Source organism: Candidatus Poriferisodalis sp., assembly GCF_965208555.1.
Taxonomy (GTDB): Bacteria; Actinomycetota; Acidimicrobiia; order Acidimicrobiales; family Poriferisodalaceae; genus Poriferisodalis.
In genome coordinates, this window is the sequence record NZ_OZ242342.1 from 176,807 (window position 1) to 188,904 (window position 12,098).

The window sequence follows — 12,098 nt, forward strand, 5'->3', positions numbered from 1 at the left end:
GTCAGCAAGCGGCCGGGGGCTCGTACGGGTCAGGCGTTCCCACCGGGATCAATGGATGCACAGCAACGCTGTCCCAGAACTCAGCGACCGCGGCCATCACCGGCCGCTGGACCCAAGTGTTCGACGGCAGGAACACATCGTGACGCTCGCGGGGATCGTCGTAGAGGTTGAACGCCCTCGGGATGCTCAATTCGACGGGCGGATCGCCCATGAATTCCTGCCAGATGAAGTGCAGCTTCCAGTTGCGCCACTTCACCGCGTGCAGCCGGTCGGCTACGAAGCACAGCACCGACTCGCGTCCCGATCTGTCTGACGTGCCGTCCAGCAACGGCATCAGGTCGATGCCGTCGATGGGCCGGTCGGCGGGCAGGTCGGCCCCGGCCGCAGTCGCCAGAGTGGTGAAGATGTCGGTGGCGTGCGCCAGCTCGTTGGTCATGGCTCCCGCCGGGATCCTGCCCGGCCAGCGCGCGATGAAGGGCACCCGCAGGCTTCCCTCCATCGCGGTGAAGTACGAACCGCCCCACGGGCCGGTCCAGCCCCGCCACGGAAGAACGTCTTCCGCGCCGTTGTCGCTCGTGAAGATCACCAGGGTGTCGCCTGCGATGCCCAGCTCGTCGAGCACCTCCACAAAGCGGCCAACGCGGTCGTCGGTCTCCCGGAAGGCGTCCGCAAAGTCACCGAGCCCAGTGACACCGGCGTAGTCAGGGTGCGGCAGCGTCGGGAAGTGCGGGAACGCCAGCGGCAGGTACAGGAAGAATGGCTGTCCCTCGGCAGCACATCGCCGCATGAAGCTCTCGCCCCGATCGAAGGCCTCAGCGTCGAACAGGGCACGCGCAGCGGCGTCGTAGTCGGCCACCGTCACGGAAGCCTCACCCCTCCGTCCCTCGAGGAGCCGTTCTGGCGGGACGATCTCGGGGTCGTAGCCGGCAGCGGTCGACCACAGCGAAGAGTCATGCGTTTCAGCGAGGCCCCACCACTCGTCGAAACCCCGTTCGTGGGGTTGGCGACCGGGCCCGTCGCCGAGATGCCATTTCCCGAAGTGCGCGCAGCGGTAGCCCACCGAGGACACGAGCTCTGCCAGGGTGACCTCCCAGCGCGTCAATCCGCTGGGCTGGCCAGGCAGCGGGATCCGGACCGTGCCTGAACGGATCGGGAGGCGGCCGGTCATCACCGCGGAGCGGGACGGCGTGCACTGCGCCTCCATGTTCATGTTGGTGAGGCGCATTCCCTCCGCGGCCAGCTCGTCGATGTTGGGTGTCGGAACACCGCGCACCGCTCCCCCGCCGTAGCAGCCCAGCTCGCCGTATCCGAGATTGTCGACGAACACGAACAGGATGTTCGGGCGGCGGGAAGCGGCGCCGGATTGCTCAGCCATCGGCTGCAGACGCCGGCGCTTCAGCGACCAGCGCATCGGCTGCCAACTCGCTCACGGGACGGCCGCCGAGCTTGGGTCCGGTCGTGTGCAGGTGGCACCACACAGTCCCGCCCGTGGCGGTCGGCACGGGTTCGGGGAACGATTCCCGGCACACGTCCATGGCGTGCGGGCACCGTTCGGCGAATGGGCAGCTGTCGGCCGGCGCCCTGCCGCTGGCGCCGGCCACGCCCTGGGCCAGTTCACGCCGGCGCTGCGACTTGACGTGCTGCACGGCAGGGTCTGGGTCGGGAATCGAGGCCAGCAGCAGCTCGGTGTACGGGTGCGCCGGCCGCTCGCAGATGTCATCGGATTCACCCAGCTCGACGATCCGGCTGTGATACATGACCGCAATGCGGTGACACGTGTGACGCACCACCGCCAGATCGTGCGCAATGAACAGGTACGCCGCGCCGGTCTCGCGCTGCAGCCGTTCCAGCAGGTTGATGACCTGGCTCTGGGTGGACACGTCGAGTGCCGAAACCGGCTCGTCGAGCACCAGCAGGTCCGGCTCGGTTGCCAAGGCGCGGGCGACGGCGATCCGCTGACGCTGGCCGCCCGAGAATTCATGGGGATACCGGTCGAGGTGATGGCGTTGTAGACCGACCTGGGTGAGCAGTTCGCCGGCCCGCTCTCGCGCAGCGCGCGAGTCCATGTCGAAATGAATGCGCAGGGGCTCGGCAATGATCGCGCCCACCACCATCGAGGGGTTCAGCGACCCGACTGGGTCTTGAAACACCACCTGCACGGTCTTGCGGTACGCGGTGGGCACGCGCCGGCCGAAGCCGGTGACATCGAAGTCGCCGAGCCGGATCGAGCCGCTCTGCGGCCGCAGGAAGCGAAGCACGGCGCGGCCGAGCGTGGTCTTGCCCGATCCCGATTCCCCTACCAGCCCGAGCGTGTCGCCGGCGTCGATCTTCAACGACACGTGCTGAACCGCCCGCACGTCAGGCAGGCGTTGCCACGGCAAGGCACCGCGCCCTCCCGGGAACACGATCGTCAGATCGTCGATGTCGAGGAGCGACTCGCTCACGTCGGCTCGCCCCCCTCGCTGGCCGGCCGGCCGGGCAACGTCGCAGCGGCCGACTGCTCCCACCCGGCGATGCCCACGACAGCGGATCGCTGGACGCCCTGCAGCTCGAGATCGTGGCTGCGTTCGCAGCGGGTGAGCGATGCGCCCAAGGGCCGCAGCTCAACAGGGCCCCGGCGGCATTCGATCGCCTCGTAGGGACAGCGGTCGGCGAAGTGGCAGCGGTCCGGCCATTCCCACGGTGGGGGCACCACACCCGGGATCGTCGGCAGGTCGCCGACCCTGGGCTCATTGCGAGGAATCGCCGCGATCAGCCCCTCGGTGTAGGGATGCCGAGGCGTAGCGAAGACATCGGCGAGACGGCCGGTCTCCACGATCTCGCCGGCGTACATCACGGCCACCCGGTCGGCCAGGTCGGCCACCACGCCGAGATCATGGGTGATCAGCAGCACCGAGACACCCCGGCTGCGTGCGAGATCGCCGATGAGGTCGAGCATCTGGCCCTGCACGGTGACGTCGAGCGCCGTGGTGGGCTCGTCTGCGATGAGCAGCTTCGGCTCGCACGACAGGGCCATGGCGATCATCACCCGCTGCGCCATGCCGCCCGAGAACTGGTGCGGGTAGGCGTCGATGCGCTTGTGCGGGTCGGGAATGCCGACCTCGGCGAACAGCTCGATGACTCGCTCGCGGGCCTGTTTCCGGGTCATGTCGAGATGCACCCGCAACGGCTCGGCCACCTGCCGGCCGACCGTGTATGCGGGGTTCAGCGCGGCTGAGGGCTCCTGGAAGATGATTCCGATCTCGCGGCCCCGGATGTGACGCAGGTCGTCGAAGTCCATGCGAACCAGCTCGCGGCCGTCGAGCATGATCGACTCGGCACTGGCTTGTCCGGGGTCGGGCACCAGGCCCATCAGCGACAGCCCGGTGATGGTCTTGCCCGAGCCCGACTCGCCCACCAGCGCCATCACTTCGCCCCGGCCGATGTCGAGGTTCACGTTGCGCACGACGGTCATGTCGGTGCCTTCGCCCGGCTTGGGGAAGACGATGTCCAGCCCTCGCAGGCTGAGCAGGGGGTCGTCGGTGTCCTCCGGCGGTCGGGGCGGGGCGGCAGCGCTGCGCTCCTTGGGAATGACGTCGCCGACGCCCACTCGCCCGCCACGGGCCTCGCGGGCGAAGGCGTCGCGCAGCCCGTCGCCGAAGACGTTGAAGGCCACCACCGTGAGGAAAATGGCGATGCCCGGCGGGATGGCCGGCCAGATCGTGCGATCGATGCTGATCTCCGCATCGCGCAGCATGCGTCCCCAGCTCGCCTGGGTGGCGTCGGCACCGATCCCCAGGAAGCTGAGGGCCGCCTCGGCCAAGACCGCTTGAGCGAACAGCAAGGTGGTTTGCACGATGAGCGGCGGCGCGACGTTGGGGAGGATGTGACGCCACATCACTCTCCGGTCGCCTGCGCCGGCAGCGCGCGCACCGTCGACGTAGAACTCCTCACGGGCAGCGAAGACCTCCGCCCGCACCAGCCGAGTGATGATCATCGAGAACACGAGGCCGATCGCCAGCATGGCGTTGGTGAGCCCCGTGCCCAGCCCGGTGATGATCGCCATCGCCATCACAACCGCAGGCACGGCCACGACGATCTCCACGAACCGCATGGCGATGCGGTCGGCCCAGCCGCGGAAGTAGCCGATGGCCAGCCCGAGCGGCACGCCGATGACCAGCGCCACCAGCACCGCTTCGACACCGGCGATCAGGGCATAGCGCGCCCCGAAGAAGATGCGGGTCAGGATGTCCCGCCCGACGTGGTCGGTGCCGAGCAGGTAGCCGGCCTCGCCGGGGCTGAACAAGATGTCTTGGAATCGGGTCGCAAGGATCTCGTCGTGAGACGTGAGCAACGGGGCGAAAATCGCTGCGATCACCACGACGACGAGGTAGAGGGCCCCTGCCATCGCCACCTTGTTGCGCAGCAGGCGAGACCAGAATCGGCTGCGGGTGGCTTGCGTTCCCGACTCCTGGGCCACGGGCGACTGTCCGGTGACGTCACCCGAATCGGCAGTGCCGCCCAGTCCCGCCAGGGTGTCGCTCATTCCGGCCTCACCTTCGGGTTCAGCCAGGCGTAGCTGAGATCCAGCACGATGTTGACGACCACCACCACCGCCGCGGTCACCATCACGAACCCGAGCAGGGCCGGCATGTTCTGGCGCAGTATGGCGTCGACACCGAATCTGCCGAGACCCGGCACGTTGAAGACGAACTCCACGAAGATCGAGCCGCCGATCAGCGCCGATGTCTGGAAGCCCGCCAGCGTCACGACCGGGATCGCCGCATTGCGAATGGCATGACGTGACACCACCCGCCGCACAGGGAGCCCCTTGGCCAGCGCTGTGCGCACGTAGTCACGCTGGAGCACGCCGATCATCGACGAGCGGGCCTGGCGGGCAATCGCCGCAGATGCGGAGATGCCCAGCGCCACGCACGGCAGGATCAACGCTTCGACCCATGCGAAGAATGTCTCCGGCCGGGTCGTGGGCCAGATGGCCGGCAGCCACTGCAGCTTCACCCCGACGTAGTACGCGAGCACCAGGCCGATCCAGAAATTCGGCACGGCGAGCCCCAGCGATGACGCGACCGTGATGGTGCGATCAGGCCATCTCCCGGCCTTGAGCGCAGCCAGCACACCGAACGCACTGCCGATGGCCAGCGCCACGATCAGGGATCCGAACACCATCGACAACGTCACCGGGATGCGGTCGCGCAGCTCGGTGGTGATCTTCTCGCCGTTGAACCAGTTGGTGCCGAGGTCGCCGACCACGGCGCTGTTGAGCCAGTCCCAGTACTGCACCATCAGCGGACGGTCGATGCCAAGTTCGGCGCGCTTTTGGGCGAGCGACTCCAGGTCGGCGTCGTCGCCCATGATCGTGGCCGCCGGATCGACCGGATTGAGCTGGGCCAGGAAGAAGACCAGCGTGGCCACCATCAGCATCAGCGGGATCGCCGCGAGGATCCGGCTGACCAGCAGTCGAAACACCTAGCACCCCCCTGCGCTGTCGCGGCGTCCGTGGCGGCCGAGCCGGTTGGGCTCGGCCGCCACGTCAGTTCGCCATCTTGAGACCAGTCGTCAAGGCTGCGGAAACTAGCCGACGACTTGAGGTCGTCGGGCGTGCCGCCTCTAGTTGTTGAGGCGGACGCCGTACGGCATGGGCGCCTGCATGTTCAGGCCCAGCGTGACGCCGGACACATACGGGGCATACAGGGCGTTCTGGCCGCCGTGGGCCAGCGGCAGCACCACGCCACGGTCGATCAAGCCTTCCATGACCTCGGCGTACAGGTCGTAGCCCTCCTCGACAGACGGGGCATTGAGCGCATCCACCAGCGTGGCCTCGAGATCGTCGAGGTCGCCGAGGCGGAATGCGTTGAAGCGTCCGGTCTCGCCCATGAACTTGCCGAGGTCACGTGCCGGGTGCACGAGCAGGTCGCGGAACCACGAGATGCCCCACTGAGCGGTAGCGGTTCCCGGGCCCAGCTCGCCGTTGTTGATCTGGATCAGCTCGATGGTGATGCCCGAGGCACCGAGCATCTGCACCACGAACTCCACGATCGGGTTGATGGCCGGCATGATCGGCATCCGGATGGTGACGCCGTCGGGGTAGCCGGCTTCGGCCAGCAGGCGCCGGGCCTCGTCGGGGTCGTAGCTGTACTTGGTGTCCAGCTCGGGCACGTTGAACTGGCTGAACGCCGGCGGGTAGATGCCGCCGAGGCTGTCTGCCTTGCCGAAGTGCATCGCGTCGGCGTAGGCATCGCGGTCCAGCGACAGCAGGATCGCCCGGCGCACCCGTTCGTCGCCCAGCGGGGAATCGAACTCGCCGGCGCGGTCGGTGACGATGAGATAGGCGAAGAAGTTGGGAACCGAGATCAGCACGTTCCCGGCTTCGGTCCCTGCGTCGATCTGTGCGTCACGCGTGGTGGACATGATGTCGGTCTCACCGGTCAGCAGCGCATTCAGACGTGCGTTGTTGTCGGGAACGGCGGTCACCGTCACGGTTTCGACACCCTGATCGGCCGGATTCCAGTAGTTCGGGTTGAGGTTGTACACCTCGGTGACACCGGCCTGACTGTCGGCATCGGACCAGATCCACGGCCCCGAGCCCTGCGGATCGCGGGTGAGATCACGACCGTCAAGAGCGTTCGGGCTGATCATCATGCCCATCACCATCGACATCTCCAGCGGGAACTGCGGCGCCGGCACCGAGAATTCGACCTCGAAGGTGGTGTCGTCGACTACCCGGGCATCGACGAAGGCTGCCCACGTCGCTGCGTTCGGATTGCCCTGGAAGTTGGCGTGGTAGTGCATGTTGTCCACTGCCACCTGGGCGTTGAACTCGGCCCCATCGTGGAACACCACGTCATCTCGGACCGTGAAGCGCCAGACATTCGACGACGGCTGAGTCCACGACGTGGCCAGCGACGGCTCCAGGCTCAGATCGTTGCGCTGGCGGGTCAGCGTGTCATAGGTCGGGTAGTGGTAGGCGCTCTGGGCAGTCTGGCTGGCGGCGGGATTGAAGCTCGTCACCGGCGAGAACTCGACCATGCGCAGCGTGCCTTCGGGCGGCGGAATCGGCGCTGCTGTCGTTGTCACTGCGCCTTGGGTCGTGGTGGTCTGTTCCACCGCGGCGATCGTCACCTGGGTCTGCGCCTGAGTCGTCGCTGGCGCAGGCGCCGCCGCGGCGGTGGTTGCCGTTGCAGCCGTCGTCGCCGAGGCAGTCCCAGATCCAGAGTCCGAGTCGCCGCCTCCGCACGCGCTCGCTGCCAGCGCGAACGCCGCCAGCACCATCATGAGGCGCCTCACGCGCCGTGTAAGCCCTGTCACGAGCTTGCCCTCCCAGGAATCAGGCGCCGCCCCTGAAATCCACGGCGCTAGCCAATTGGCTGCACACTAGTGAAGCCGCGTCCGGTCGCGCTCCGCACTGTGCTACGGATTCGTGACGGTCGAGGAGTCAGTCGACGACGATGGGGATCGACCGTGGTCCGCGGATCTGCCCGGTGGACCAGGTGACTTCGGCCCCCGGTGAGATCGAGTACTCGGGCATGTGGCGCAGCCAGGTCTCAAGTGAAATCTCCATCTCGAGGCGGGCCAGATTCGAGCCGATGCAGCGGTGAATGCCGGCACCGAAAGCGATGTGTCGATTCTCTGTGCGGTCGATGACAACCTCGTCTGCCCGGTCGAATCGCTCGGGGTCACGGCACGCGATGGGGAACGTCATCATCACGTGGTCCCCTGCGTGCATCTGGACGCCGTTGACCTCGGTGTCGGCGGCCACCCGCCGCGCCACGTTCACCGGCGCATACGCCCGGAGGAATTCCTCCATGGCGGTGGGCAGCAGCTCGGGCTCGGCGACCAGACGGCGGCGATCCTCGTCATTCACGGCGAGATGCCACAGCGCCGCACCGATGGAACTCCACGTGGTGTCGATGCCGGCGATGAGTTGCAGCACCAGCATCCGCTCGATGAGGTGATCAGGCAGCGGTTCGCCGCCCATCGAGGTGGTCACGAGGTGGCTGATGAGGTCGTCGCTGGGTTCGACGCGCCGTGCAGCCATGGCCTTGGCCATGTACTCGCGCACCTCGAAGATCGCCTGCTGGAGCACCGCACCGTCGTTTGGGCCGACCGACAGGATGTCAAAGATCCAGGACCGGAATTGATCGCCGTCAGCCGGGTCGATGCCCAGGATCGCTGCGATCGCACCCACCGGGATGTGCTGGCTGTAGTCGACCGCGGCGTCGCCGTGACCTCGCTCGGCAATGGCTGCGGCCCGCGCCTCACAGTCGGCAGCGATGTGGCTTCGCCAGCTCTCGATCCGTTTCGGCGCGAAGAAAGGCAGCAGGGTGCGGCGAATCTCGAGGTGATCGGGGGGATCGGAGTTGATCGGCGGGAAGTGTCCCCGGTCGACGGTGCCGCCGCGACGGATGCCGTGGTGAACGTTGGAGAAGGTCTCGGGGTCGTTCGCGATGTCGACGATGTCGTCGTAGTTCAGCGGCAGCCACACGCCCTCGTTGAACCGTTCCGAACGACCCATCGGACAGCGACCGCGCAGTTCGTCCCAGATGGGGAACGGATCGTTCACCCACGCCGGATCGTTGAAATCCCAGTCGGTGGCAAAGTCCTCGACTGGCGGAATAGCAGACGTCGCGTCGTCCGTGTAGGTCATCGCTGCGCTCCGATTCGCAAGATCCGAATTCAGGACCCGTGTTCAGGCGGGTTCAGGTCGGCCGGTCGCCGAGCAGGGTTACCCGCTCCATCCGCCGGTGCAAACCACCATGATCAGGCACCGCGTAGTGCTGGGTGCAGCGGTTGTCCCACTGGGCGATCGAACTGGGACGCCAGCGGAAGCGGCACTGGAACTCAGGCTCGGACGCTTGGGCGTACAAGCGCCGGCGCAGCGCACGGCTCTCGTCAGGCGTCATCCCGTCGATGGTAAGCGTGAAGGTCCGGTTGACGTACAGGCTCTTGGCGCCGGTGACGGGATGGGTGCGAACGACAGGGTGTTTCTGGTCGGGATACTTCTGGCGGGCCTCTTCGCGCTCGTTCTCGCTCATGCCGCGTCCGAAAGCCTTCACGAACGAGTGGATCGCGTAGCGCCCCTCGATCTGGCTCTTGACGTCGTCGGGCAGCTGTTCGTATGCAAGCTCCATGTTCGCCCAGCACGTATCCCCGCCATATGCAGGGATGACCCGTCCCATCAGGATCGAGCCGAGAGGCGGGCACTCGCGAAAGGTCACATCCGAATGCCACGTCTCGGCGGCCTGAAAGCTGTCGGCAGTGGACTCGAGCACAAGAATCTCGGGGTGTTCGGGCACATTGCGCGCGAACGGATGGACCTCAAGCTCGCCGAAAGCCCTGCCGTAGGCCACGTGCTGGGCCTGGGTCAGCTCCTGGTCGCGGAAGAACAGCACCTTGTGGGCCATCCAGGCGTCATGAAGCTCGGAGATCAGCTCGTCGTCGAGTTCGCGCAGGTCGACACCGGAGATTTCCGCGCCGATGGTGCCGGTCAGCGGTTCGACCCGGATCCGATCGTAATCCTTCGACTGCACGGCGTTGATGCGCACGTCGGCTCCCCTTTGCAGCTACGCGCGGCGCTCCGTCGCAGCGCTCTGGGCGTAGATTAGCCGTGTGGCTGCACTTGACGCCGACCAGGATCTCAGCTCGGAGCTCCATCCCGCGACCGCGCTGATCGACGCCGCGACTGAGTTGCTCTCGGCCGAGCCGCCCTCCGCTGTCTCAGGTCGGCGCATCGCATCAGCAGCCGGGGTCAACTACGCACAGATCCACCGGCACTTCGGTTCCAAGCGCGAATTGTGCCGGCAGGTGCTCGACCGTCTCAGCGACGCATTCGTCGCCGATGCCTTCCCGCCCGGCGCTGCGGTGCCCACCCCGGGCACCGTGATGCGGCACGACTCGTTCGTGCGGGTGCTGACCCAGATCCAGCTTGATCAGGCGACACTCGATCTGCGGCCGGAACATCCGATCATCGACCGCTACCGCGATGGGTTGAACGCGTTGCGCCCCGAGCTGAATTCCGATGCCCTCGACACATTGGTAGCGCTGTCATGTGCCATGCAGCTCGGCGTCAGCATCCACCGCACGCCGCTGGTGCGCTCGGCCGGTCTCGACGACAACGCAGATCTTGTCGACCGGGAACTGGTGCTGATGATCGAGCATCTGCACGCAGGCCGCGGGCCGTTCACCGGCGGCAGATTCACCTCCAGGCGGCTGCACGCTCGCGGACCCCAAGCGTCGGCACGATCCCGTGCGACGGGCCGGCCACAGGCAGAACAACGCCTCGTGGCTGCAGCCGTCGACTTGCTTGCCAGCAGGACGCCGTCCTCCATCTCCGGGCGCCGGCTCGCCACCCGTGCCGGCGTGAACTACGGGCTGATCCATCACTACTTCGGCTCGGCAAGCGAAGTGCTGGCCCAAGCGTCCCGGCAGCTTCGAGACCATTACTACGAAGCCGAATCGGGTCCCGGACTGATCCCGGACTTCTTCTCCGCGCGGGCACATCCCGGCTATGTCCGAGCGCTCACACACATCGCACTCGACACGAAACTGGCTGCAACCGGCGATCACTTCCCCGTTGTCGGCGCCCTGCTCGACCGCCATCGCAGCCGGCATGGCGAACCGGCAGCCCCCGAACGCTGCCGCTTCCTGCTCGTCGCCGCCGCCCAGTTGGCGTGGTCGCTGTTCGAGCCCCTGTTCGCTACCGCACTCGGTCGGAACCTGATCGAGCTCGAGCCGCAGGCGGCGACCCTGCTCGCCCGCATGCTCAGCTTCGAGGAGTATCCGGCACGATGACTCCCCAACGCACCCTGGAAGACTGAACCGGCAATCAAGAAGGGATACTGCCCCATGACCGATACAGCACCCGTCGACGACTGGGACACTGACTACGACATCTTCGACCCCGGTTACGTGCGTGATCCAGCGCCTGTCTGGGATGAGCTGCGGGGACGCTGCCCGATCGCGCACACAGAACGCTGGGGCGGTTCGTTCTTGCCGACGCGCTACGCGGACGTTCAGGCGCTTGCGAAGATGGTCCCTGAGTTGTCCAGCAGCGATCCCCTGGTGACCTCGCCGCCGCCGGAGGTCATCGAGGATCTGCTCGCCGATCCGACCTTCGAGAAGTACGGCACGAACGCCGCTCCGATTTCCGAGGATCCACCGGTCCACGGCTGGACCCGCCGGCTGCTGCTGCCGCACTTCGCGCCCAAGGCGGTGGAGTCGCACCGCGCGTACACCACCGAGCTCGCTAACCGGCTGATCTCCGAGTTCATCGACGACGGCAAGGTGGACGGTGCCGGGCAGTACGCACAGCAGATCCCGCCCCGGGTCATAGCCCACCTGCTGGGCATCGACGAGAGCCGCGTCGAGGAATTCACGCACTGGATCCGCTGCTTGCTGGAACTCGGGCTGACGAATCCCGAGCTTCGCATCAAGTACCGCAAGGTCATACGGCAGTTCTTCTACGAAGTCGTCGAAGAACGGCAGGCCAATCCCGACGACGGCTTCGTCTCGGCACTGCTGGCGGGAACCGACGACGAAGGCAACCCCATTGACCCGGTCATGGTGGTGGGCATGCTCAACCTGCAGCTCATCGCGGGCATCGACACCACCTGGAGCTCGATCGGCTCAGCGCTGTGGCATTTCGGCACCCACCCCGCTGACCGCGAGCGCATGGCGGCCGAGCCTGATCTGTGGCCGTCGGCCATCGAGGAGCTGCTGCGCTTCTACGCACCAGTGACCATGGGGCGCCGAGCCGCGACCGACATCGACTACGGGGGCGTCACGATTCCCCAGGGCAGCAAGGTGCTCATGAACTTCCCGGGCGCAAACCGCGACCCGGAGATGTTCGAGCGCCCCGACGAGGTGATCTTGGATCGGCCTCACAACCGCCATGTCGCATTCGGCGTCGGCATTCATCGCTGCGCCGGATCGAACTTGGCCCGTATGGAAATGGATATTGCGCTGCGCACTTGGTTCGAGCGCATTCCCGACTTCGAGGTGAGCGAACCACACGCGGTCACCTGGGCCGGCGGACAGGTCCGCGGTCCTCGCTACCTGCCGATCCAGTTCCCGACAGCCCGCTGAATCTGCGCAGCGACAAC

Annotated in this window: 9 protein-coding genes; 2 read left to right on the top strand and 7 right to left on the bottom strand. The window is 66.6% G+C overall.

Features of this window, described 5'->3' with window-relative positions:
• Position 1: 1 nt before the first annotated feature.
• The 7 genes from ACOGXE_RS01125 to ACOGXE_RS01155 all read right to left on the bottom strand — a co-directional run bounded on the left by ACOGXE_RS01125 (position 2) and on the right by ACOGXE_RS01155 (position 9,542).
• Positions 2 to 1,375 (bottom strand): arylsulfatase, encoded by a 1,374-nt coding sequence (locus ACOGXE_RS01125; RefSeq protein ID WP_419932124.1) that lies wholly within the window; start codon positions 1,373 to 1,375, stop codon positions 2 to 4.
• On the bottom strand, positions 1,368 to 2,444 hold the full coding sequence (locus tag ACOGXE_RS01130) for an ABC transporter ATP-binding protein (protein WP_419932125.1): 1,077 nt from the start codon (positions 2,442 to 2,444) through the stop codon (positions 1,368 to 1,370). The genes ACOGXE_RS01125 and ACOGXE_RS01130 overlap by 8 nt, the downstream gene beginning before the upstream one ends.
• On the bottom strand, positions 2,441 to 4,525 hold the full coding sequence (locus tag ACOGXE_RS01135) for a dipeptide/oligopeptide/nickel ABC transporter permease/ATP-binding protein (RefSeq protein ID WP_419932126.1): 2,085 nt from the start codon (positions 4,523 to 4,525) through the stop codon (positions 2,441 to 2,443). The genes ACOGXE_RS01130 and ACOGXE_RS01135 overlap by 4 nt, the downstream gene beginning before the upstream one ends.
• Positions 4,522 to 5,466, bottom strand: a complete 945-nt coding sequence (locus ACOGXE_RS01140; RefSeq protein ID WP_419864947.1) for an ABC transporter permease — start codon at positions 5,464 to 5,466, stop codon at positions 4,522 to 4,524. The genes ACOGXE_RS01135 and ACOGXE_RS01140 overlap by 4 nt, the downstream gene beginning before the upstream one ends.
• A 141-nt stretch (positions 5,467 to 5,607) precedes the next feature.
• Positions 5,608 to 7,284, bottom strand: a complete 1,677-nt coding sequence (locus ACOGXE_RS01145; RefSeq protein WP_419932127.1) for an ABC transporter substrate-binding protein — start codon at positions 7,282 to 7,284, stop codon at positions 5,608 to 5,610.
• A gap of 148 nt (positions 7,285 to 7,432) precedes the next feature.
• Positions 7,433 to 8,644 (bottom strand): cytochrome P450, encoded by a 1,212-nt coding sequence (locus tag ACOGXE_RS01150; protein ID WP_419932128.1) that lies wholly within the window; start codon positions 8,642 to 8,644, stop codon positions 7,433 to 7,435.
• A 52-nt stretch (positions 8,645 to 8,696) separates the two neighbouring features.
• The gene (locus ACOGXE_RS01155) at positions 8,697 to 9,542 is read right to left on the bottom strand and encodes a TauD/TfdA dioxygenase family protein (protein ID WP_419932129.1); all 846 of its coding nucleotides are present in this window, start codon (positions 9,540 to 9,542) and stop codon (positions 8,697 to 8,699) included.
• Positions 9,543 to 9,606: 64 nt separating this feature from the next.
• Between ACOGXE_RS01155 and ACOGXE_RS01160 the strand changes: the two genes are divergently transcribed.
• Together ACOGXE_RS01160 and ACOGXE_RS01165 are read left to right on the top strand one after the other, a co-directional pair.
• A complete protein-coding gene (locus ACOGXE_RS01160) occupies positions 9,607 to 10,788 on the top strand; it encodes a TetR/AcrR family transcriptional regulator (protein ID WP_419932130.1) in 1,182 nt (393 codons plus the stop codon).
• Positions 10,789 to 10,842: 54 nt separating this feature from the next.
• A complete protein-coding gene (locus ACOGXE_RS01165) occupies positions 10,843 to 12,081 on the top strand; it encodes a cytochrome P450 (RefSeq protein ID WP_419932131.1) in 1,239 nt (412 codons plus the stop codon).
• The last annotated feature ends 17 nt before the right edge of the window (positions 12,082 to 12,098 follow it).

Bases quoted from the DNA above. Each gene is read 5' to 3' on its own strand.
- ACOGXE_RS01150 (WP_419932128.1), bottom strand. From the start codon at position 8,644: ATGACCTACACGGACGACGCGACGTCTGCTATTCCGCCAGTCGAGGAC.
- ACOGXE_RS01135 (WP_419932126.1), bottom strand. From the start codon at position 4,525: ATGAGCGACACCCTGGCGGGACTGGGCGGCACTGCCGATTCGGGTGAC.
- ACOGXE_RS01125 (WP_419932124.1), bottom strand. From the start codon at position 1,375: ATGGCTGAGCAATCCGGCGCCGCTTCCCGCCGCCCGAACATCCTGTTC.
- ACOGXE_RS01165 (WP_419932131.1), top strand. From the start codon at position 10,843: ATGACCGATACAGCACCCGTCGACGACTGGGACACTGACTACGACATC.